Source organism: Oceanicola sp. D3 (genome assembly GCF_006351965.1).
Classification (GTDB): domain Bacteria; phylum Pseudomonadota; class Alphaproteobacteria; order Rhodobacterales; family Rhodobacteraceae; genus Vannielia.
Window position 1 is genome coordinate 505,934 of the sequence record NZ_CP040932.1, and the last position, 21,868, is coordinate 527,801.

The following is a 21,868-nucleotide window of genomic DNA, read 5'->3' on the forward strand; positions in this document are numbered from 1 at the left end:
GCCTCAGGCGTGCGGGCTGGCATTTTCGATGTCATGCGGGGTGAGAAAGTGCAGCACCCGGCCCTGACGCGGGGCAAGGTCGGCCCAATCCTTGATATCGAACTCGGCCACCGTGAGGGCGCAGGTCGGATAGTCGCCAAAGCGGCCATGCACCGGCGCATTGCGCACCATCATCGCCGCCAGCGCACCCATACCGGGATTGTGGCCCACCATCATCACCCGCTCGCCTTCTGCCTTCTGAAGCGCGGCGAGCATCCGGTCGGGGCCTGCGTGATAGAGCCCGGGTGAATACTTCACCTCGGCCTCGAACTTCAGCAGCTCCCATGTTTCCACCGTGCGGGCCGCGGCGGAGCAAAGCACCAGATCGGGCGCAAGGCCGTTGGAGCGCATCCAGTCGCCCATCGCCGCCGCCCCGCGCCGCCCGCGGTCGTTCAGCGCCCTGTCAAAATCGTCTGCCAGCGGATCGTCCCAGCTGGATTTGGCGTGGCGGAGAAGCATGAGCTGACGCATCAATTCGTCCCGGGCTTGTGGAAATGTGACATGTGAAAAGCCGATTGCGCCTCTACCCTAGGGAAGGCGGCAGAGACAGGGCAAGCCCTTCTGACCTTGCAGCCCCGGCTCAGGCAATCGGCACCCGGCGGGGTGTTCAGATAGGCGTGGCAGGCGGCGGTATCGTAGCCATCCGGGCCAAGCGCGCCCACCGGGCAGGCGGTGAGGCAGGGTGCGTCACAGGCCTCGCAGGGGCGGGGTGCCGTAGCCTCGGGCAGGGCCAGCCGCTCGCTGAAGCGCAACGCCCCGCGAAAACTGGCCCAAAGCCCGGCGCGGTCATGCACCAGCAGGCGCACCGGGCTCTCCCAGCAGCGCCCCGTGGCCTGCGCCCAGCTCTGAAACGGGTGCCAAGGCGGCCCATCGAAGGGAAACAGCGCCTCCGCCCCAAGCGCCTCGGCCATCCCGCCGATCACCCGGCGCGACCAGCGATCTAGCGGGTCTTTGGCGTGCTCAAACTCGGGCGCGGCGCTCACATGCTCCCACACCCCGGCCCCGGGGCCGAGAAGCAGCAGCGTGCCGCCGTCATCCGGGTGGAAGCCGCCGTAGATTTCAAGGCGATGCTCCGCCGCAAGCCGGGCCGTTTCGTGATAGCTCACTTCACCTCGCGGCGGATCAGCGAGCCTGCGCCATGGTCGGTGAACAGCTCCAACAGCGCTGCATTGGGCGCGCGACCATCGAGGATCACCACGGCCCGCACCCCGCCCGCAATCGCATCCAGCGCGGTCTGCGTCTTGGGGATCATCCCGCCGGCAATTACGCCCTTGTCGGTCAGTTCTTTCACATTCTCCGGGCTCAGCTGGGTCATCACCTCGCCCTCGGCGTTCTTCACCCCGCTGACATCGGTGAGCAGCAGCAGCCGGTCGGCCTTGAGGGCGGCGGCTATGGCCCCGGCGGCGGTGTCGCCATTGACGTTGAAGGTTTCGCCATCGCGGCCCGCACCGAGCGGGGCGACCACGGGGATATAGCCATCGTCATGCAACTGGCGGATCACATCGGGCACCACCTCCACCGGTGTGCCAACAAGCCCAAGCTCCGGGTCTGTCGGGTCACAGACCATCATGTTGGCATCCTTACCCGAGAGCCCCACAGCGCGGCCGCCCTGCGCGTTGATCGCCTGCACGATCCGCTTGTTCACAGTGCCCGAAAGCACCATCTCGACCACCTCTATGGTGGCCTCGTCGGTGACGCGCTTGCCCTTGATGAACTCGCTCTCAACGCCAAGCCGCTTGAGCATGTCGTTGATCATCGGCCCGCCGCCATGCACCACCACAGGATGCACGCCGACGAGGTTCATCAACACCACGTCGCGGGCAAAGCTGGCCATGCCCTCGTCAGAGCCCATGGCGTGGCCGCCGAGCTTGATAACAACAGTCGCGCCAACGTAGCGCTTGAGGTAGGGCAGGGCCTCGGAGAGGGTGCGGGCGGTGGCGATCCAGTCGCGGTTCATGCTTTGGGTCTTCATCTCTTGAGGCCTCGGAAGGATTTACCCTTCCTATGCCGCCCCGGCGGGCGTGCCAAGCCTCACCGTCGGAGTGGGGGCGCTGCCCCGTCGCCATTGGGCTGGACCCAATGGCGCCACAAAGGCGGCCCCCGGGGATATTTACAGCAAGAAAATGATCAGGCGCGGGGCCTAACCCTCCAGCGTGATCCGGCGGACGATAGCACGCAGGGTGGCAATGCCATCGCCCTTTTCGCTGGAGGTCAGCACGATCTCGGGGAAAGCCGCAGGGTGCTTTTGCAGCGCCGCGCGGGTTTGCTCCAGCACCTTGGCGCGGTCTTTTTCCTTCACCTTGTCGGATTTGGTCATGACGACCTGAAAGGTGACGGCGGCGCTGTCGAGCAGGCTCATGATCTCGTCGTCCACGGCCTTCACGCCATGGCGACAGTCGATCAGCACGAAGGCGCGGCGCAGGGTGACGCGGCCCTGAAGGTAGCTCTTGAGCAGACGCTGCCATTTTTCGACCACCGGGATGGGGGCCTTGGCAAACCCGTAGCCGGGCAGGTCGACCAGAAAGGCCTGCTCGGCAAGGTCGAAATAGTTGATCTCCTGCGTCCGACCCGGCGTGTTGGAGGCCCGCGCCAGCGCCCTGCGCCCGGTGAGCGCGTTGATCAGGCTTGATTTGCCCACGTTGGAGCGCCCGGCAAAGCACACCTCGGGACGGTCGGCGGGGGGCAGGCCGTCCATCGCGACCACGCCTTTGACAAAGGTGATCTCGCCAGCAAACAGCTTGCGGGCGGCCTCTTCGGAGGGGGCATCAGGCGCTTCGGCCAGCGGGAAGGGGAGGGGCGCGCTCATGCCTGCACCTCCGCGCCCTCGGCAATGCGCCCGCCTTTCAGCACTTCGCAGCGGATCGAAAAATCCTTGTGGCCGAAACGGGATGCGAGGGTTTTGACCGTCGGCACATCGCGCTCGCCGGTCTCGGGGTTGGTCATGGTCATCGGGCAGCGCTGGGTGCGTTCGACGCCGCGCAGCACCGCCTCACCCACTTTGAACTCGCGCCCGATCCACTCGAACTCTTCCCAAGCCTCCAGCCCCTCAACCCAAAGGTTGCCACGCCAGCGCAGCGGGGTGATCTCCTGGCCGAGTGCCTCTTCCACGGCGCGGTGGCTGGCCATGGAAAACAGGGTGACAGAGGCAAACGCGCTGTCGGTAAAGCCGCGCCCGGGCAGGGCAACCAGCCGCGCGGGTTTGGGCAGACCCTCGGGGGCCAGTGGCATGGTCCACTCCACAAAGCGGGCGGCATCGGCCGCGTCATCGGGGTTGAAGCGCAGCTCGCCCAGCTTGGGGTGGGTGACCGTCACGTCCGGCCCCGCCTCATCGAGCACCACGTTGAAGGGGCAAAGCCGCGGGCGGTGGGTGGTGATGGCAAAGTTGCTGCACCGCTCCCAATCACCGTCAAAGGCGCTGTCTTCATGCGCCACGGCCCAGCGGCGATCGAAGGGCATCGACTCGCCCGCCTTAAGCTCCACCTCGCCCACACGCTCGCGCCCGTGGCTCTTGATCGGATGGCGCCAGATCTGGGCGAGCGTTGCGCTCACTTCTTGCTGCCCGGCTTGCTGTCAGCGTTGGCAGCGTCCCCCTTGGGCTTTCGCTTGAAGCTCTTCTTGATGTTGCCAAACACGTCGGGCTTGTGCCCGTGGGTGCGCATGATCGTGTACTGCTGGATGAAGGTGATCGTGTTGTTCGCAATCCAGTAGACCACGAGGCCGGAGGCAAAGCCGCCGAGCATGAACATGAACACCCAGGGCATCCAGGCGAAGATCATCTGCTGAGTCGGGTCGGTGGGGGCGGGGTTCAGCTTTTGCTGGAGCCACATCGAGATACCGAGCAGCAGCGGCAGGATGCCGATGAAGACCAGCGCCATGATCGAGCCTGGCTCGGGGTTGGCCCAGGGCAGCAACCCGTAGAGGTTGAACAGCGAGGTCGGGTCGGGCTGCGAAAGGTCGCGGAACGGGCCGAAGAAGGAGGCCTGGCGCAGTTCGAGCGTGACGAAGATCACCTTGTAGAGCGAAAAGAAGATCGGGATCTGCAACAAGATCGGCAGGCAGCCCGAAGCCGGGTTCACCTTTTCTTTCTTGTAGAGCGCCATCATCTCCTTTTGCAGCTTCTGGCGGTCGTCACCGGCCTTTTCCTTGAGCTTCTCCATCTCGGGTTGAAGCTCTTTCATCTTGGCCATAGAGACGTAGCTCTTGTAGGCCAGCGGGAAGAGGATTGCCTTGATCAGGAAGGTCAGCGCGATGATCGCGAGGCCCATGTTGCCGATCAGGCCGTTGAGCCAGTGCAGGCCCCGGAAGATCGGCTTGGTCAGCATCCAGAACCAGCCCCAGTCGACCGTGTTGACGAAATCGACGAAGCCGAGGTCATCCTGGTAGTGCTTGATGACTTCCCATTCCTTCGCGCCGGCAAAGAGGTGGCTGCGCGAAGTCACGGTGGCCCCCGGTGCAACGTCCATCGTGGGCTGCTTGCTGAGGGTCTGGTAGATGTCGCCGCGGGGCTTGTAGCTGACCGAGAGCGTGGCGGGCTGGCCCGGCTCGGGGATGAGGTTGGTCATCCAGTAGTGGTCGGTGAAGCCGATCCAGCCGTCGGTGACGTTCTCAAACACCTCGCCGGTGCCGGTGAAATCGGTGACGTTGTCGTAATCCTCGATCACCAGCTCGCCCTCATGCTGGCCAATGACGCCTTCGTGGATGACGAAGAAGTTGGTCAGCTCGGGCAGGCCGTGGCGGTTGATGATGGCATAGGGCTGGGCGCGGACGGCGGCGCTGGTGGGGTTTTCAACCGATTGCTCGACGGTGATCAAAAACTCGTCGTCCACCTCCATCAGGCGGCGGAAGATCAGGCCCGAGGGGCTGTCCCAGCGCAGGGTGACGGGGGTTTGGGCGGTGAGGGTTTCGCCCTCTTCCACGGTCCATTCCGTGTCGTCGCCCGGAACGTCCTCAAGGGTGAGGCCCGCGCCGGGGGCCCAGCCGTAGAGCGCGTAATAGGGGTTGGTCTCGCCCACGGGCGAAAGCAGGCGCACGATTTCTTCGCTGTCGACATCCACGGTGTAGCGCTTGAGGCTCACGTCATCCACGCGCCCGCCAATCAGGCTGATCGAGCCGGAGAGGTTGCGGGTGTCGATGGTCAGGCGCGGGGCGTCGGCCACGGCATCAGGGCCGGCACCGTTGCCAGAGGCCGCCGGGGCCGAGCCATCGGCGCTTCCCGGCACGGTCGTATTGCCGTCTGCCACTGTCGGCGTGCCATCGGCTGTTTGCTCTGCGCCGGGGGGGGCGTTCGGGTCCAGCGGAGGCTCTTCCGGCGGGAAGATGATGAACCAGGCCAAGATCACCAGGAAGCTGAGCGCCGTGGCGAGAATGAGGTTCTTGTTCTGGTCGTCCATGCAGAAGTACCGCGCGCTGAATTCAAGTTGCGCCGGTTCAATCGCCCAAGGGCCGAAAGGTCAAGCCGAAAGGGCGGAAATGTTACTGCGCAGGGGCTGCGTCACTCCCGCGCAAGGCCCTTGAGAATCGGGGTTTCGACGATCTTGGCGTTGTGTTTTTCGGCCCAGGCGATGGTGTCTTCAAAGGGCATGGGCCGGGCAAGGCCAAAGCCCTGGATATGGCCGCAGCCCAGTTGCGCCAGCATCGCATGCTCGCCAATGCTCTCCACGCCTTCCGCCAGCGTATCAAGGTCGAGCTGCTCGGCCATGAGCAGGATCGCCGAAACCAGCTTCTGTTGCTCCCGGTCCTCGTGAACGCGCATCACAAAGCTGCGGTCAATCTTCAGGCGGCTCACCGCAAAACGGCGGATCGAGCTGATGGAGGCGTGGCCGGTGCCAAAATCGTCAAGATCCACCGGGCAACCCATGGTGGCGAGGTTGGCGATGTTGCGGGTGATGGTGTCGTCATCGTTATCGGCCACCACCGATTCCAGCACTTCGATGGTGATCCGCTCTGGGGCAAGGTCAAAGCGGTCGAGCTCCCATTTCACCCGGTCGCCCAGCTTGGGGTTGCGCAGCTCGGCGGCAGAAAAGTTGACCCCAACCGTAGGAATCTTCACCCCCGCCCTGTCCCATGCGCGCAGCGCGGCGCAGCTGTGGTGCAGCATCACCTCGCCCAGCCGTTCCATCAGCCCGGCTTGCTCGATGGCGGGCAAAAAATCTGCCGGGGCGATCATCCCGCGATCCGGGTGCAGCCAGCGGGCCAAGGCCTCCATCCCGGTGATCTTGCCGGTGTCGGTCGAGATCTGCGGTTGAAACCATGGCTTGATCTGGCCTTCGGAAAAGGCTGTCAGCAAATCGTCCACCAGCGCGTGGCGGGCGCTGATCTGGGCCTGCATCTCGCGGGAATAGGCGCGGGTGCCGCCCGGCCCGTTGGCGCGGGCCTCCTCGGCGGCAATCTCGGCGGCCCCGAGCAGGGAGGGGGCGGTTTGCTGGGGTGCGCGGGTGTTGAGGCAAAAACCGATGGATACGCTCACATGCACCGAGGTCGCATCAATACTCACGGCCTGCCCGGCGGTGCCCTGCAATCGCTCTGCAATGTTCAGCGCAACATCAAGGTCGATCCGGCGCACCGGGTCGAGCGCCACGGCAAAGCGGGGGCCGTCCAGCCGCGCGGCAAAATCCGCGCCGCGCATCGCGCTTTCAATTCGCTCGCCGGTGCGGCGCAGCACAATCTCTGCGCCGGTCTTGCCAACCCGGTCCACCAGCTCTGCCCAGTCGTCGATTTCCAGCACAAAACAGGCGGTCGACCAGTTCTGCGCCTCGGCGCGGGGAATCGCCTCGCCCAACAGATCAAGAAAGTCCTCGCGCAACAGCAGGTCGGTCGCGCCATCGCGCCGCCCGGCCCCGCCCTTTTCAAACAGCCCGCCCATCATCGCCAGTACGGGAAACAGCAGCGCGGCGATCAGAATCACCCCTTCGCCGCCAAACCAGTAGCCCGCGAGCATCAGCGCCGGTAGAAAGGTGATCATCTGTGGCCGGAAAAATCCCTGACGCAGCACCCGCCGCAATTTCAGAACGCTGGCCTTCAGCCCTTGCATCATGACGCCCTCATGCCTTTGCGGCCCGGTCGGAGCCGCCACGCGGGCAAGCTAGGCAATCGGCGTGATCAGTTTCTTAAGACGGGTGGGGCGATTTCATTCGAATTTTCACTATCGTCTTGAACCCGCCGCTCCAGCCCCATGAAATCAAAGATCGCCGGGTCGAGCAGATGCGAGGGGCGGGTGTTCATCAGGGCGCGAAACATCTTTTGCCGCCGGCCCGGATGATTGGCCTCCCATTGGTCGAGCAGCGCCTTTACCTGCTGGCGCTGCAGCCCGTCCTGCGAGCCGCAAAGGTCACAGGGAATGATCGGGTAGTTCATCGCCGCCGCGAACTTCTCGCAATCCGCTTCGGCCACATGGGCGAGTGGGCGATAAACAAACAGATCGCCCTCCTCGTTCACCAGCTTGGGCGGCATGGTGGCCAGCCGCGAGCCGTGGAAGAGGTTCATGAAAAAGGTTTCGAGGATGTCATCGCGGTGATGGCCCAGCACCACCGCCGAGCAGCCCTCTTCCCGTGCAATCCGATACAGGTTGCCACGCCGCAGCCGCGAGCAAAGGGCGCACATGGTCCGCCCGGCAGGCACCTTGTCTACCACGATGGAATAGGTGTCTTGATACTCCACCCGGTGCGGCACGCCCATCTTTTCAAGAAACGCGGGCAACACCGTTGAGGGAAAGCCCGGCTGCCCCTGATCGAGGTTGCAGGCCAGCAGATCCACCGGCAGCAGCCCACGCCATTGCAGCTCGTGGAGCACGGCCAGCAGGGTGTAGCTGTCTTTGCCGCCGCTCAGGCAGACCAGCCAGCGTGGCTTGTCCTGCGCCCCTCCGGCGCGACGCTCCACCATCCCGTATTGCTCGATCGCCTCCCGCGTATCGCGCACAAGCCGCTTGCGGAGCTTCTTGAACTCCGTGGTCGAGGGGGCACCGTGAAACAGCGGGTGAATATCGTCGGATTCGTCGAGCATGGGCAGCCTATGCCAGAAACCGGGGCCTTGGGGAAGCGGGCCCACACGTTCAAACCAAGCCTCCGTGAACCCGCAAAAACCTGCGGAGCCGAGCGCCCGGTTTGAGCGACATCCTGCGCGTTTGCGCCCTCAGGCCGGGGGAAAGCCACACGCCGGAACAGCCGGGCCGCCCCGCCGTTGTCGCCCTACACCAGCGGCACACGTCGCCGCGGAAACTGAAATGGAGGAACCATGACCAACCTTGCCAAAAGCACAATCGCCGCCGTTCTGGCCGGTTCGCTCGGCACCGCCGCCGTTGCCGGCTCGGTCGGCGCAGACGTCGAGGCAGACGCAACCGGTGCTGCCTCCGGAGCCGCGCAAACCGCTCAAAGCGGCGCGTCGCAAGTGAACAACGCCGTGACCAGCACCGCGCAGGACGTGCAAGGCGGGGCCAGCGCCGATGCGCAGGTCAACTACGGCACGGTGATCTCCGGGCTGAACAGCGGCACCACAGCCGGAGCCGCCGCAGAGATCAAGGCGCTTGGCGCTGACGTTACCGTCGATACCGTTCTGCTGAGCGAGATCGAAGGCGCCGAACGGGCCAACGCCCTCGACACCGCGCTGAACGCCCAAGCCAACGTGATGGCAGGCTTTCATGACGCCATCGAAGCCAACAGCGAGCTGACCGCCGCCCTCGAAGAAGAAGGCTTCGCCGCAGACGATGTGGTGGGCTTTGAAAGCGAAGGCGAGGGCGATGTCACCCTCGTGATCGACGACCGCGCCTGAACCTCGCGGCGTAAGGCCTTTTTTCCCTCGAAGGTCGAACGGCCCTCGCCCCCGTGGCGGGGGCCTTTTCTTGCGGGCTCAGGCCCGGCCCGTCGCGCGAAGCTGCCGCGCGTAGTCCTCGGCTACAGGCAGCCCGGCCTCCAGCGCAAACACCCAGGCCTGCGTCAGGAAAAACCCCGCACCCGGCCCGCCAGCCTCTGCCGCCTCGGCATAGAGGCCAGCCAGCGCAGCACGGTCCCCCGCCGCATGTGCAGCCAGCAGCCGCGCTTCAAGGCTCATCCCTTCAACCTTGCCGCCACCCATTGATGAAACCGATGTGTCGGCCCGTCCATCGCCGGAGAGAAACGCCCGCCATCAAACCCCGGCCCCACGCGCCCGCGCTGCATCCCTTCCACCACAAAGACATCCTCTTCAAAGACCTCGCGCCATTGCGCGGTGTTCTGTGCCCGCAGCGCGGCGTCTGTATTGGGCGTGGCGTAGTAGAGATGCACATGCTCCCGCGTGGTCGCCAGCCCGGTCGGCTCCAGCACAATTGCAAAGGCATGGTCGCGCTGGGCACCCATCAGCACGTTTGGATAAACGGCGATATACTCGGCCCCCTCCTCCCAGCTCTCCGGCCAGCCGGGAAAGTCGGGAAAAACCTCACCCGCCGCGCCCCTGATCTGCCGATAGAGCGTGCTGCCTTGCCCTGAAAACCCCTCGGCCTCGATGTGATAATGGTCTTCCAGCCGCGAGTAGCTGTTGAGCCCGGGGTGGACCCACGGCAGGTGATAGCTCTCGCAGTAGTTTTCCACCGCCAGCTTCCAGTTGCAGGCCACATCGAGGGTAAAGCGGCTGTCTGCCCCGCCGTGATGCAGAGGCGCATCCACCTCGGCCCAGCGGGTGAGGAGCGTGGCATGAACCTCCTCGAAAGGCCGCGCCTGGCCGCTGACATCCACAAACACCACATCGCGCCAGACATGGCTGGCCACCTCCACCAGCCCGAGCGCGTCGTTCACGATGCCCTCGGCCCGGTTCATCCCCGGCCCGCCCACATGCGGCGTGGCCACCAACCGCCCGTCATGGGCATAGCACCATGAGTGATAGGGGCAGCGGATGGCCCCCTCGATCTTGCGCGGCCTGTCCACAAGGATCATCCCGCGGTGACGGCAGGTGTTGCGGAAGACGCGAAGCACCCCGTCGCGCCCGCGCAGCATCAGCAGCGGCAGGCCGAGAAACTCCAGTGGCTTCGCATCGCCCGGTTCCGGCACATCGGCCCCCACACCAATCCCGGCCCAGCCGCCCCAAAGCAGCGCATCGCGCTCGGCGGCATGGGTGGCCTCGCAGGTGTAATGCGCGTTCGGAAGGCCCCGGGCCGCCCCGATCGGGCGGAGGACGGCGGAGAGATCATCGGGCATGGGCACCTTCCTTGGCTGCCCTCAGGGTGAGGGGCCAAAGCGGGCCGGGCTTGCCTCAAGGCGACATGGGGCGGCGTTTTCGGGCGCTCAGTTCACCGCCGTGAGATACTTCAGGCTGGCCCACCCGTTGGTGCCATCGGGCAGTTGCACCTGCGTCCAGTTGCCGTCCCGAACGCCGTTCCAAAGCAGCATCTGCCCGGCGTGGAGGCGACGGATGATGCCAAAGCGCGTGCCCGGCCCGCGCCGCATGTTGAGGTAGCCATCGCTCGTGCGACGCACCACGAAGGAATAGGGCCGCTGGGCAAAATACTGCTGCGCGATGTAGCGGCCATGCACCCAGCCGCGCATGCCGTCAGGCAAGATGACCTGCCGCCAGTTGCCCTGCGCGCCGGTTATCTGCAGGGCAGTGCCAGCGGTGAGGCGCATCAGGATGCCCTGCTTGCTGCTGGGGCCGCGGCGCAGGTTTAGATAGCCATCATCCGTATCTTGTACATAGACGGTCTGCGCCGAGGCCGTGCCGGGCACCAGCGATGTGGCAAGCGTGGCTGCGGCGAGGAGGAGGGCGAGGAAAAGGCGGCGGGTCATGAGAAATCTCCGATTTGCAATGGCCCAGCATCGCCCGCCACCTGCACTCGGGTCAATCGAGACGCGTCCCGCGGCTTCCACAATCCGACTACGGCCAGCTGAGGCGGGCAAAGATCAGCGCAATAGCCTGCCCGTGGAGACACCGGGAATACAGCGCAGCGCAGCGCTCACTTCGGCACGTCATCCACGCCCGAGCCGCCCCAAGGGTGGCAGCGCAGGATGCGGCGAAAGGCGAGCCAGCCGCCTTTGAGCCCGCCATGTCGCTCCAGCGCTTCCAAGGCATAGGCCGAGCAGGTGGGGTGATAGCGGCAGTTGTGCCCGACCCAGGGTGAGAAAATCAGCCGATAGGCGCGGACGGGCAGGGCGAAGAGGCGGGCAAGAAGGGTCATCGCGTCGGCCCGGGGCAGCTCATCGGCCCAAGCGGGCCTCCTCGCAGCTGCAATGAATGGCCGAGAGGCCTTGAAGAGCGGCTCCCGGTGGCCCGCTCGGCCGCCCTTCGAGGCGTGCTCGCGGCGGCGATGAGCGGCCAAGGGTTCGCGAAGAGCCCGCCCGGCCTAGCCATGCAGCTTTTCCAAAGCGGCGCGCAGCTCGTCTTGCATCAGGGCGAAGTCTCGCGCCGCCGTCTCTCCGGCCCGACCGATCAGCACATAATCCCATCCCGCGCGTCCCGCGCCCGGCAGCACCGCCCTCGCAATCTCGCGCAGCCGCCGCTTGGCACGGTTGCGTGCCACCGCATTGCCCACCTTCTTGGAGCAGGTGAAGCCCACGCGCACGCCGCCAGCCCCGTCATCCTCGCCGCGCCGCCGCCCCTGCACCACGAACCCCGGGCAATGCACCCGCCGTCCCTTGGCGCAGGCCAGAAATTCGGCGCGCTGCTTCATGATCTCAAGACAAGCGAAAACCGCCGCAGGGCTTTCGCCCCCGGCGGTCTTGTCAACCTCAGCCATTACGCCGGGCATCTCTGCCCCGCGGCGCCTCAGGCGCTCAGGCTCTTCCGGCCGCGTGCACGGCGGGCGTTGAGGATCTTGCGGCCGGCCTTGGTGGCCATACGTGCGCGAAACCCGTGACGCCGCTTGCGGACGAGGTTGGAAGGCTGGAAAGTGCGTTTCATGGCGCTTGCTCCGGTTCGGATCGGTTCAGGCCGCCGCGATCGGATTCGGGCTGCCGGTTGTGTTAGAAGCCGCTCAATAGGGTCCACGTGGGAGCCTGTCAATTGATCCGCACCGGAATCTTGCAACATTTCCGGGAGTCCGCGCCTCCCGCTGTAACAAAACCCCGCCTTCCGGGGCCTAACCCCCTCCATGTGCTCACCCCGCATCAACCGGGCGTGATCTGCCGCGCCCCGCATAGGGCAAACCCCCATCTTCTGCCATGACTGACGGGCAAGCAAAGGGATGACACAATGGCCGATATGACAGAAACGGGGGCAAAGAGCCCGTGGCTCAAACGCCTGCCGCTGCTGGCTATTCTCGCCGTTGCGCTCACCGGCGCATTCTTCCTGCGCGATCATCTGAGCTTTGAAACGCTGGCCGAAAACCGCGAAGCCCTGATCGCCTTCCGCGATGCCAACTACCTGCTCACCGTGCTCGCCTTCATCGCCATCTACGTCGTCATCGTCGCCTTCTCGCTGCCCGGGGCCACAGTGGCCACACTTACCGGCGGCTTTCTCTTTGCCACCTTCCCCGGCGCGCTCTTCAATGTCACCGCAGCCACGCTGGGTGCAATCTGCATCTTTCAGGCGGCCCGCTGGGGGCTGGGTGACAAGCTCTCCGAAAAGCTCGAAGGCTCGGGCGGTGTGGTGGCCAAGATCAAGGCCGGGATCGACGCGAACCAGTGGGAAATGCTCTTTCTCATCCGCCTCGTGCCTGCCGTGCCCTTCTTCGTCGCCAACCTCGTGCCCGCCTTCGTCGGCGTGCCGCTCTCGCGCTTTGCCATCACCACCTTCCTCGGCATCATCCCGGGCGCAGTGGTCTACACCTCGGTCGGGGCCGGGCTGGGCGAGGTCTTTGCCCGTGGTGAAACCCCCAACCTCGGCATCATCTTCGAGCCGCACATCCTGCTGCCCATCCTCGGCCTCTGCGCGCTGGCCGCCCTCCCCATCGTTCTCAAAGCCCTGCGCGGCAAGAAAGGCCTCTGAATGTCCACGATCAAAGCTGATATCTGCATCATCGGCGCTGGCTCCGGCGGGCTTTCCGTGGCCTCCGGCGCGGCCCAGATGGGGGCAAAAACCGTGCTCGTCGAGGGCCACAAGATGGGCGGCGACTGTCTCAACTACGGCTGTGTGCCCTCCAAGGCGCTGCTCTCCGCCGCGCATCACGCCCACGCCATGACAACCGGCGCGCCCTTCGGCATTGCGCCCGCCGAGCCGCAGGTGGATTACGCCAAGGCCAAGGACCACGTGGCCGAGGTCATCGCCGGGATCGAGCCGCATGATTCTCAAGAGCGCTTCGAGGGCCTCGGTGTGCAGGTGATCCGCGAATGGGGCAGCTTCATCTCCCCCACCGAACTGCGCGCAGGCGACCACACCATCACCGCCCGCCGCTTCGTCATCGCCACCGGCTCCCGCCCCTTCGTGCCGCCGATCGACGGGCTGGACGGCGTGGACTACCACACCAACGAAACCATCTTCGAGCTGCGCGAAAAGCCCGCGCATCTCATCGTCATCGGCGGCGGCCCGATCGGGCTGGAGATGGCACAGGCCCACGCCCGGCTCGGCTGCAAGGTCACCGTGATCGAGGCGCAAAAGGCGCTGGGCAAGGATGACCCGGAGATGGCCGCCTTCGTGCTCGAAAAGCTCCGCGCCGAGGGCATCGAGATCATGGAAGAAACCGCCGCCGAAAAGGTCACGGCAGAGGGCGGCGTGACGGTCCACACGCCTTCCGGCCCCGTCACCGGCTCGCACCTTCTGGTCGCCGTCGGGCGGCAGGTGAATATCGACAAGCTCAACCTCAACGTCGCCAATGTCGACCACGACCGCGCGGTTAAGGTCGATGCCCGCCTGCGCTCTACCTCGAACAAGCGTGTTTACGCCATCGGCGACGCGGCGGGCGGCCTGCAATTCACCCATGTCGCGGGCTACCACGCGGGCATCGTCATCCGCTCCGCCATGTTCGGCCTGCCCGCCAAGGCCAAGACCAACCACATCCCATGGGTCACCTACACCGACCCCGAGCTTGCCCAGGTCGGCCTCACCGAAGCGCAGGCGCGCGAAAAGTTCGGCGGCAACCTCGACGTGATCCAACTCACCTATAACGACAGCGACCGTGCCCGCGCCATGCGGCTCGACGGGCGGCTGAAGCTGATGGTCTCCGGCGGCAAGCCGGTGGGGGCCACCATCGCAGGCCCGCAGGCGGGCGAACTCATCGCCGCATGGGCCACCGCCATCGCCAATGGCCACAAGCTCACTGCGCTGGCAAACGCCGTTCTGCCCTATCCGACCTTGCAGGAACTTAACAAACGCGCCGCGGGTGCCTATTTCTCTCCCAAGCTCTTCGAGAGCCCCCTGGTCAAGCGCGTGGTCGGGCTGGTGCAGCGCTTTTTGCCCTAGTCGCAGCCCCCGCGCTAAAATGGTATAACGCGCGAGAAATGTTTCTGAATACGCTCTCCGGCCGCTTCCTGATGCTGACGATTGCCTTCGTTATGCTGGCCGAAGTGTTGATCTTCGTGCCCTCCATCGCGCGCTACCGCGAAGATTTCCTGCTCTCCCGGCTGGAGCGGGCGCAAATCGCCTCGCTGGCCCTGCTCGCCACCGACGAGGTGATTGACGCCAACCTTGAGGCCGAACTGCTGCAAAACGCCGGCGTCAAAAACGTGGTGCTCCGCCGCGACGAGATGCGAGAGCTGATCCTCTCCTCCCCCATCATCGCCCCCGTCACCCAAACCTATGACCTGCGCGACCCCGGCCCATGGGCGCTGATGAAAGATGCGATCCGCAGGCTCTGGAAGAGTGACCCGGAGCTGATCCGCGTTATCGGTGACCCGGTCGAGCAGGCCGGGCTGCTGATCGAGGTGACGATGGACACCGCCGAGCTGCGCATGGCGATGACGGATTATGGGCTTCGCATCCTCTGGCTCTCGGCGGTCATCTCCGGCCTGACGGCGCTGCTGCTCTTCATTGCCGTCCGGGTGTTTATCGTCGGGCCGATCCACCGGGTGGTGGACGCGATGGCCAGCTATGCCCGCGCGCCTGAAGATGCCCGCCGCATCATTGCCCCCTCCGCCGGGGCGGTGGAACTGCGCGAGGCCGAGGAGGGGCTGGCCGAGATGCAGACCCAGCTGACCACCGCGCTGAAGCAAAAGGAGCGGCTGGCCCAACTCGGCGGCGCGGTGGCCCGCATCAGCCACGATCTGCGCAACATCCTCACCACCGCCCAGCTCTTTGCTGACCGGATGGAAATTTCAAAAGACCCGGCGGTGGCCCGCGCCGCGCCCAAACTGGTCAACTCGATCTCCCGCGCCGTGAACCTCTGCGAAAGCACGCTCGCCTTTGGCCGCGCCGAGGAGGCACCGCCCAAGCTGTCACGCTTCGCGCTGGCCCCGGTGGTGAACGATGTGATCGACAGCGAGCGGCTGGCGGCGGGCGAGCATGACATCTCCTATGCCGAAGACATTCCCAGCGGCCTGACGCTACGCGCCGATGCCGAGCAGCTTTTCCGTGTGCTCACAAACCTCATCCGCAACGCCCGGCAGGCGATTGTCGCCACCGGCAAGCCGGGCGAAATCTGCATATCCGCCCGCGAGGACGATGAGGGCTGGACGATCACCGTCACCGATACCGGCCCCGGCCTGCCGCCCAAGGCGCAAGAGCACCTGTTCCAGCCGTTTCAGGGCGGCTTCCGCAAGGGCGGCTCCGGCCTTGGCCTCGCCATCTCCGCCGAGCTGATCCGCGGCCACGGTGGCCGGCTGGACCTGCTGCGCACCGGCCCCGAGGGCACCGAATTTGCCGTTGTCCTGCCGCGCGAGTTTGCCGAGGTCGATGTGCCCGAGCCACAAAAGGCCGCCGAGTAGGGCGAGCGGGAACGCAAAGAGAGACCGCGATGAGAGCCAAAACCTGCGTCATCACTATCGCCCTCGTCTCTGCATCGCCCCTCGCCGCAGAGGACTTTCCGCAGATCGACGTGGCCCCGCAGTGCCAACGCAGCGCCGAGGGGCTGGAAGATGCCGACGTGGCTTTCGAGATGTGCATGCAGGGTCAGGCGCTCTCCTTCGGCGTCCTGCGCAGCCTTTGGCCGAGCCTGCCACTCGACCTGCGCCGGGAGTGCACCGCCTATGGACTCGCTGAGGGCTCCTATGTTGCCCTGCGCGTCTGTATAGAACAGGCGATCGGCCCGTTGAAGGCACCAACCCTGTAAGTAAGCCCCGCCCGCGCCCGTGTGCTCAGAAAGGCCCGACCGGCCTCAAATCCTGCCCCCGGTCGATCTCGCGCCCGAATACGAAGACGCGGTAACGCAGGTTGCCCGACCCGCCGTAGGGGATGCCGCCTCGAGAGTGTGGCGCGGTCGATGTCCCTGAGCGGCAAAAGGCCGCCGAGTAGGGGCAAGTTGATGTGCAGATCAATGTCGGCGCGTTAACCTCTCGTCAGTTGATTTTTGGGCATGGAACGCGTATATAAGAGCCATGACACGCGAAACCGTCGGCATCATATAAGCCCCTAAGTTCGGGAAAACGCCAGAATGCCACCATTCAGGCGCTATTGGCTTGTCTATTTTCTGATAATCACCCTGGCCTTAGGCATGGCCTTGATAGGGGTATGGCTTGCCAGTCAACCTGATGTGCTTCCCAATGCCTGGGTTCTGCTTGGCGGTGTGGCGGTTGCCGCAATGGCGATTTTCGCCAATGCTTGGATCGGTTGGCGCAGCGCCTCTGTCGCCCATGCGCTCGACACGCTCCAGACCCTCCGTACTGACCGCGAATACCTTATCAACGCCTATGTGGTCCGAAACCGGGCCATGCCCCTCGGTAAGCCGCTCTCAAGCGACCAGTTGGCAGCATTCTGGGACGTTTCCGAAGAGTCCTCCATCGACGCTCCAAGCTTCTTTGATGCGTCGCGCTTCCTGCTCAATCAATACGAGTTTCTCGCGGCCGGAGTCCGTTCCGGCGCGATAGATTATCTGATTGTCCGGCAAACCCTGCGGGGCACAATCATCGCAATCGTCAATACATACGCCGCGCCGATCCGAAAGATGCGCGGTGATAACCCGCGCGTCTTTGAGCATCTGCTCTGGCTTTACCGTCGGATGCGCGACATGCCACCTTATGATCGGGGGCCGTTCGGCTGAGTCGGCATCAGGCCGGCATCACTCCCCCGCCACCTCCAGTACGATCTTGCCGATATGCTCCGAGCTTTCCATCCGGGCATGGGCCTTGGCGGCCTCGGCCAGCGGAAAGGTCGAATCCATCACCGGCGCCACCCGGCCCGAGGCCAGCAGTGGCCAGACCTTGGCCTCAAGCTCTGCCGCAATCCCGGCCTTCGCCGCCACCGACTGCGGGCGCAGGGTGCTGCCCGTAATCGTCAGCCGCCGCGCCATGACCTGCGCAAAGTTCAGCTCCGCCTTCGGCCCGCCGAGGAACGCGATGTGCACCATCCGCCCCTCCATCGCCAGCGCCTGCACGTTGCGCGGAATGTACTCACCGCCCACCATGTCGAGCACCAGGTTGGCCCCGCCCTCGGCCTTCAGTACCTCCACGAAATCCTCTTCGCGGTAGTTGATCGCCCGCTCTGCGCCCAGCTTGAGGCAGGCATCGCACTTCTCCTTCGACCCGGCGGTGGTGAACACCCGCGCGCCAAAGGCCGTGGCCAGCTGAATCGCCGTGGTCCCAATCCCCGACGAGCCGCCATGCACGAGAAACACCTCGCCCGCCTTCAGCCCACCGCGCATGAAGACGTTGGAATAGACGGTAAAGAAGGTTTCCGGCAGGCAGGCCGCCTCTTTCATCCCCATGCCCTCAGGCACCGGCAGCGCATGATCGGCGGGGCATTTGACGTATTCGGCATAGCCGCCGCCCGGCAGCAGGGCGCAGACCTTGTCGCCCACCTTCCAGCGCGCGCCTTCGCCAGCCGCAAAGACCTCGCCAGAGCACTCAAGCCCGGGCAGGGGGGAAGCATCGGGCGGCGGGTCATAGGCCCCGGCGCGTTGCAGCGCATCCGGGCGGTTCACCCCGGCAAAGGCCACCTTGATCACAATCTCGCCCGCCTGCGGCGCAGGCACCGTCACATCCGTTGGCTGCAACACCTCCGGCCCGCCCGGCTCCGAGATTTCCATCGCCCGCATCATCATTGCAAACACCATCCTTCTGTCAGTCTCTCGTGCTCATATGCCCCGGCATGTCGGCAGGCGGGGTGCTGCGCGGGGCGCGCACCTTGGAGGCCAGCCATTCCGGCCCGGCCATCAGCCCCTTGGTCAGCGGGTTCTTCCTGAGCTGCGCCTTCACCTTCTCCACCCGCATCACATCGGCAATCCGGCGCTCCAGAAACGCCCATGTCGCCTCATGGCCTGCGCTCTCGTCGCCCAGCCAGTAGAGCAGGGTGGCCGAATAGACGGCAGAGAGCGTGGCCCGCTTCGAATACCAGTTGAGATCCTCCGAGGTGTCCCCCAGCGCCCGCCAGATCGCATCGGCGGTGCCCCACACCGCGCCCGCCCCGGCAGCGGCATTCTGCGGCAGGGCAAAGAGCGAGGCTGCGCGGCGCACCGCCTCCTTCTCGCCCTCAATCGCCTCCAGCCGCAGCCGCACCGCGTGGGCAATCCGGTCAGAAAACCGCATCTCGCCCAAATCCGCCTCATCCAGCGCCGCCAGCATCTTCGCATCGCCCCGCGCATGGAAGGCCAGCGCAAGATCCACCGCGCCCTTCGGGAAGTGCGCACGCGCCTCCGACTCGCTCACGCCCGCCTCCTCGGCAGCGCGTTTGAGGGCCTCGTCAGACCATCCGTCGAAGGCCACATGGGGCAGGGCGGCATCGAGAATGGCAGCTTTTGCGGGGGATTCTGGGCTGTGATCGGTCATGTCACCGCAACATAGGGCAAATTTCGCCGGAGTGTAGACAGATGCCCGACCCTTTGCTATACGGCGCGCTCCTGCAAACTCTTGCAACTCTAATCAGAAAGGTGGTGACAACCACATGCAGGTGAGCGTTCGTGACAACAACGTCGATCAGGCGCTTCGTGCTCTGAAGAAGAAACTTCAGCGCGAGGGGGTGTTTCGTGAGATGAAACTCAAGCAACACTTCGAGAAGCCGTCCGAGAAGAAAGCCCGTGAAAAGGCCGAAGCGATCCGCCGTGCGCGGAAGCTGGCTCGGAAGAAGGCCCAGCGCGAAGGGATGATGTAAGTCACCCATCGGCACACGAACGGCGGCGGCTTCGGCCTCTGCCTACGACGACCCCCGCGGCTCCGCCCGGGGGTTTGTTGTTTTCTGGCCCCGTTGCCACGCCGGGCGGGCAGATGGAACCAACTGCGCAGGGGTAGGCGTTTATCCTGTGAACCCAGCGCAGGAGGATCCCGTCATGCCCACTGGCCGCAGCATCACCAGCACCTCCGACGCGGGCGGGCCCACGGTTCATGCGTTTTACGAGTCCGACACGGGCTCGTGGCAATACATCTGCGCCGACCCCGAAAGCCGGGCCTGCGCCATCATCGACCCTGTGCTCGATTTTGATACCGCCCATGCCCGCACCAGCACCGAGGCTGCCGAAGACCTGCTCGGCTGCATCGAGCGTGAAGGCTACGCGCCCGCGTGGATCATCGACACCCACCCCCACGCCGACCACCTGAGCGCGGGCAACTGGCTCGCCGAGCGCACCGGTGCGCCGCATCTCACTGGCGAGACGTGCACCGATATCGCCGCGCTCTGGCGCGACTACTACCATCTGCCAGAGGCCTTCCCGGTGAAGGGCGATTACGACCGGCTGCTGGCAGATGGCGAACGGCTGGCGCTCGGCAAACTCGACCTGCGGGTGATGCTCTCACGCGGCCACACGCTTGGCTCGATCAGCCTCATTGCCGGAGATGCCGCCTTTGTCCATGACACCCTGATGCATGTCGATACCGGCACAGCGCGGGCCGACTTTCCGGGCGGGAGCACCGAACAGCTGTGGGACTCCATTCAGGAAATTCTGTCCCTGCCCGCCGAGACCCGCCTTTTCATCGGCCACGACTATGGCAGCGACGACCGGGAGCAGCCCGAATGCGAGGCCACGGTCGCGGCGCACCGCGCCCACAACCCCCATGTCGGCGGCGACCAAACCAAGGAGGCCTTCATTCGCCTCCGCAACGAACGCGACGAAACTCTCGGTCTGCCCGACCGGATGCTGTTTGCGCTACAAGTCAACCTGCGCGGCGGCCGCCTGCCCGAGCCCGAGGGCGACGGCCACGCCTATTTCAAGATCCCTGCCAACCGCTTTTGAGGTGACACCATGAAAACCGAAACCACCGATCACGGAGAACTCGAAACCTGGACCCCGCAAGAGGTCGCCGATGGCCTCGCGCAGGGCAAGGTCACGCTGGTCGATGTGCGCACCCCTGCCGAATACGCCTTCGAAAGTGTCGAGGGCGCGCTGCTGCTGCCAATGGCGCATTTCGACCCGCGCTTCCTGCCCAGCGACGGCGACAAGCGAGTGGTGCTCATGTGCGGCTCTTCCGTTCGGTCGGGCAAGATGGCGCGCAAGACCCTTGAGGCCGGAGCCGAGCGCATCGCCCATCTGCAAGACGGCTTCGCGGGCTGGAAGAAGGCTGGCCTTACCCATATCGCCACCGACATGGCCTCGGGCGCCCCGGTCCGGAAAACCCCGTCTAACGGTTGAGCCGCGCCGTTCGAGGCGATGGGCATTGACACGGTCATGTATATAACCACTTATATACACATGCATGAAACTGACGCCCTCCGCCCCCACGGCCTTGTCACCCTCGGCTCCCGCCTCCGTCGCCTCGGTGAGCGGTTGCAGGGGCAGACGCAGGACATCCTCAACGAGATCGACCCCCGGATGCCCGCCGCCAGCTTGCCGCTTCTCGCCTTTCTCGACGGGCCGGAGCCGCGCCCCATCGGAGATATCGCCGCGGCCCTCGGCACAGCGCAGCCCGGCGTCACCCGCGCCGTCACCCGGCTTTCTACGCTTGGCCTAACCGCCACTGCCCCAAGCCCCCAAGACGCCCGCCTCCGCCTTGTCTCCCTCACGCCTGCTGGCCGCACCCTGCTGGCCGAGGCCCGCGCCAAAGCCTGGCCCCGCACCCGCGCCGCCGTGACCGACCTTTGCGCCCCCTTCGGCCCCGAGCTTCTGAACATGCTCGACACCATCGAAGCCCGCCTCGACGCAAAGCCGCTGAAAGACCGCCCATGACAAGCCACCCGCTCGATACCCCGGCCCACGCCGCCCTCACCGGCCCCCATGCCCACCTTGCCCAGCAGCATGGCACTGCCCTGCGCTACGATCCCGGGCTCATCCCCTTCGCCTGCATCGACCCCTCCGCGCCCGAGGATCTTACAGCCCTCGCCAAGCCCGGTGATCTGGCGGTGTTTTTGCAGAAGGCTCCCGTTGCCACGCCACCCGGCTTTGATGAAACCCTCCGTGCCATGGGTGTGCAGCTTACCTGCCGCACCCTGCCGCCCGCGCCAGACGATCCGCGCATCACGCCCCTTGGCTCCGAGGACGCCGCCGAGATGCTGACCCTTGCCGAGGCCACCAAACCCGGCCCCTTCACCCTCCGCGCGCTGGAGCTAGGGCCGTTCTGGGGCGTCCGGCAGGATGGCAAGCTGATCGCCATGGCCGGCACCCGCATGTCGGCGCCGGGCTTTGCCGAAATCTCCGGCGTCTGCACCGCGCCAGAGGCCCGGGGGCAGGGCCTTGCCCGCAGCCTCTCGGCCCATGTCGCCCACCAGATCGCCATGTCAGGTGACATGCCGTTTCTCCACGCCTTCGCCTCCAACCCGGCGGCGATCAAGCTCTATGAGAGCCTCGGCTTTGCAATTCGCGCCGAACTACCCTGCGCGATCTTCACCCGGCGCTAAAAAACCCTGCGACCTCGCGCCTCATCTGCTTGACCCGGTGGACCCAAAGCCACATTTCAAGACATAAGGAAAAACGCGCAAAAACAGG

The 21,868-nt window shown here is 65.3% G+C and carries 27 protein-coding genes; 11 read left to right on the top strand and 16 right to left on the bottom strand.

The genetic code is table 11. The features are described from left to right. Positions 1–3 precede the first annotated feature (3 nt). The 8 genes from FHY55_RS02640 to ttcA form a co-directional block, all read right to left on the bottom strand. A complete protein-coding gene (locus FHY55_RS02640) occupies positions 4–498 on the bottom strand; it encodes a histidine phosphatase family protein (RefSeq protein WP_254695401.1) in 495 nt (164 codons plus the stop codon). Positions 499–509: 11 nt separating this feature from the next. Continuing rightward, a complete protein-coding gene (locus tag FHY55_RS02645; protein ID WP_168222916.1) occupies positions 510–1,145 on the bottom strand; it encodes a ferredoxin in 636 nt (211 codons plus the stop codon). Then, a complete protein-coding gene (gene argB / locus FHY55_RS02650; RefSeq protein WP_210410525.1) occupies positions 1,142–2,011 on the bottom strand; it encodes an acetylglutamate kinase in 870 nt (289 codons plus the stop codon). The genes FHY55_RS02645 and argB overlap by 4 nt, the downstream gene beginning before the upstream one ends. Before the next feature lie 168 nt (positions 2,012–2,179). Continuing rightward, complete coding sequence (gene yihA / locus FHY55_RS02655; RefSeq protein WP_140012716.1) at positions 2,180–2,845, bottom strand: ribosome biogenesis GTP-binding protein YihA/YsxC; 666 nt, start codon at positions 2,843–2,845, stop codon at positions 2,180–2,182. Then, the gene (locus FHY55_RS02660; protein WP_140012717.1) at positions 2,842–3,588 is read right to left on the bottom strand and encodes an MOSC domain-containing protein; all 747 of its coding nucleotides are present in this window, start codon (positions 3,586–3,588) and stop codon (positions 2,842–2,844) included. Before FHY55_RS02660 ends, yihA begins: the two co-directional genes overlap by 4 nt. Further along, on the bottom strand, positions 3,585–5,429 hold the full coding sequence (gene yidC, locus FHY55_RS02665; protein ID WP_140012718.1) for a membrane protein insertase YidC: 1,845 nt from the start codon (positions 5,427–5,429) through the stop codon (positions 3,585–3,587). Before yidC ends, FHY55_RS02660 begins: the two co-directional genes overlap by 4 nt. Positions 5,430–5,530: 101 nt before the next feature. Then, on the bottom strand, positions 5,531–7,111 hold the full coding sequence (locus tag FHY55_RS02670) for a putative bifunctional diguanylate cyclase/phosphodiesterase (protein ID WP_371707232.1): 1,581 nt from the start codon (positions 7,109–7,111) through the stop codon (positions 5,531–5,533). Between the two features lie 26 nt (positions 7,112–7,137). Then, entirely contained in the window at positions 7,138–8,037 is a 900-nt protein-coding gene (ttcA, locus tag FHY55_RS02675) for a tRNA 2-thiocytidine(32) synthetase TtcA (protein WP_140012719.1), read from the bottom strand. 231 nt (positions 8,038–8,268) lie between these two features. Between ttcA and FHY55_RS02680 the strand changes: the two genes are divergently transcribed. Further along, entirely contained in the window at positions 8,269–8,802 is a 534-nt protein-coding gene (locus FHY55_RS02680; protein ID WP_140012720.1) for a nicotinate phosphoribosyltransferase, read from the top strand. Positions 8,803–8,880: 78 nt separating this feature from the next. On the opposite strand, the gene FHY55_RS02685 is transcribed toward FHY55_RS02680, so the two are convergent. From FHY55_RS02685 to rpmH, 6 genes are all read right to left on the bottom strand, one after another. Next, complete coding sequence (locus FHY55_RS02685; RefSeq protein ID WP_140012721.1) at positions 8,881–9,081, bottom strand: hypothetical protein; 201 nt, start codon at positions 9,079–9,081, stop codon at positions 8,881–8,883. Continuing rightward, positions 9,078–10,199 (bottom strand): aromatic ring-hydroxylating dioxygenase subunit alpha, encoded by a 1,122-nt coding sequence (locus FHY55_RS02690; protein WP_140012722.1) that lies wholly within the window; start codon positions 10,197–10,199, stop codon positions 9,078–9,080. The genes FHY55_RS02685 and FHY55_RS02690 overlap by 4 nt, the downstream gene beginning before the upstream one ends. An 87-nt stretch (positions 10,200–10,286) precedes the next feature. After that, on the bottom strand, positions 10,287–10,784 hold the full coding sequence (locus FHY55_RS02695) for an SH3 domain-containing protein (protein ID WP_140012723.1): 498 nt from the start codon (positions 10,782–10,784) through the stop codon (positions 10,287–10,289). Between the two features lie 167 nt (positions 10,785–10,951). Beyond that, positions 10,952–11,173 carry a membrane protein insertion efficiency factor YidD gene (gene yidD, locus FHY55_RS02700; RefSeq protein WP_140012724.1) on the bottom strand — a complete coding sequence of 74 codons (222 nt, stop codon included), beginning with the start codon at positions 11,171–11,173 and terminating at the stop codon, positions 10,952–10,954. Positions 11,174–11,338: 165 nt separating this feature from the next. Then, entirely contained in the window at positions 11,339–11,731 is a 393-nt protein-coding gene (gene rnpA / locus FHY55_RS02705) for a ribonuclease P protein component (protein WP_254695402.1), read from the bottom strand. Between the two features lie 29 nt (positions 11,732–11,760). Beyond that, a complete protein-coding gene (gene rpmH, locus FHY55_RS02710; protein WP_012177012.1) occupies positions 11,761–11,895 on the bottom strand; it encodes a 50S ribosomal protein L34 in 135 nt (44 codons plus the stop codon). A 291-nt stretch (positions 11,896–12,186) separates the two neighbouring features. On the opposite strand from rpmH, the gene FHY55_RS02715 reads away from it, so the two are divergent. The 5 genes from FHY55_RS02715 to FHY55_RS02735 all read left to right on the top strand — a co-directional run bounded on the left by FHY55_RS02715 (position 12,187) and on the right by FHY55_RS02735 (position 17,062). Beyond that, positions 12,187–12,921 carry a TVP38/TMEM64 family protein gene (locus FHY55_RS02715; protein ID WP_254695403.1) on the top strand — a complete coding sequence of 245 codons (735 nt, stop codon included), beginning with the start codon at positions 12,187–12,189 and terminating at the stop codon, positions 12,919–12,921. Continuing rightward, positions 12,922–14,331, top strand: a complete 1,410-nt coding sequence (locus FHY55_RS02720; RefSeq protein WP_140012726.1) for an NAD(P)/FAD-dependent oxidoreductase — start codon at positions 12,922–12,924, stop codon at positions 14,329–14,331. A 38-nt stretch (positions 14,332–14,369) separates the two neighbouring features. After that, positions 14,370–15,791 (top strand): HAMP domain-containing sensor histidine kinase, encoded by a 1,422-nt coding sequence (locus FHY55_RS02725; RefSeq protein ID WP_140012727.1) that lies wholly within the window; start codon positions 14,370–14,372, stop codon positions 15,789–15,791. Between the two features lie 29 nt (positions 15,792–15,820). Beyond that, complete coding sequence (locus FHY55_RS02730; protein ID WP_140012728.1) at positions 15,821–16,135, top strand: hypothetical protein; 315 nt, start codon at positions 15,821–15,823, stop codon at positions 16,133–16,135. A gap of 381 nt (positions 16,136–16,516) precedes the next feature. Beyond that, a complete protein-coding gene (locus tag FHY55_RS02735) occupies positions 16,517–17,062 on the top strand; it encodes a DUF4760 domain-containing protein (RefSeq protein WP_168222917.1) in 546 nt (181 codons plus the stop codon). Between the two features lie 18 nt (positions 17,063–17,080). On the opposite strand, the gene FHY55_RS02740 is transcribed toward FHY55_RS02735, so the two are convergent. Next, positions 17,081–18,073, bottom strand: a complete 993-nt coding sequence (locus tag FHY55_RS02740) for an NAD(P)H-quinone oxidoreductase (protein ID WP_254695404.1) — start codon at positions 18,071–18,073, stop codon at positions 17,081–17,083. Between the two features lie 7 nt (positions 18,074–18,080). After that, positions 18,081–18,785, bottom strand: a complete 705-nt coding sequence (locus FHY55_RS02745; protein ID WP_140012730.1) for a COQ9 family protein — start codon at positions 18,783–18,785, stop codon at positions 18,081–18,083. 115 nt (positions 18,786–18,900) lie between these two features. On the opposite strand from FHY55_RS02745, the gene rpsU reads away from it, so the two are divergent. From rpsU to FHY55_RS02770, 5 genes are all read left to right on the top strand, one after another. Further along, positions 18,901–19,107: a 30S ribosomal protein S21 gene (rpsU, locus tag FHY55_RS02750; RefSeq protein ID WP_007118112.1), complete on the top strand. Its 207-nt coding sequence runs from the start codon at positions 18,901–18,903 to the stop codon at positions 19,105–19,107. Between the two features lie 175 nt (positions 19,108–19,282). After that, positions 19,283–20,182: an MBL fold metallo-hydrolase gene (locus FHY55_RS02755; protein ID WP_140012731.1), complete on the top strand. Its 900-nt coding sequence runs from the start codon at positions 19,283–19,285 to the stop codon at positions 20,180–20,182. 9 nt (positions 20,183–20,191) lie between these two features. After that, on the top strand, positions 20,192–20,578 hold the full coding sequence (locus FHY55_RS02760) for a rhodanese-like domain-containing protein (protein WP_140012732.1): 387 nt from the start codon (positions 20,192–20,194) through the stop codon (positions 20,576–20,578). A gap of 60 nt (positions 20,579–20,638) precedes the next feature. Next, entirely contained in the window at positions 20,639–21,112 is a 474-nt protein-coding gene (locus FHY55_RS02765; RefSeq protein WP_140012733.1) for a MarR family winged helix-turn-helix transcriptional regulator, read from the top strand. Beyond that, a complete protein-coding gene (locus FHY55_RS02770) occupies positions 21,109–21,780 on the top strand; it encodes a GNAT family N-acetyltransferase (RefSeq protein ID WP_140012734.1) in 672 nt (223 codons plus the stop codon). The genes FHY55_RS02765 and FHY55_RS02770 overlap by 4 nt, the downstream gene beginning before the upstream one ends. Positions 21,781–21,868 lie beyond the last annotated feature (88 nt).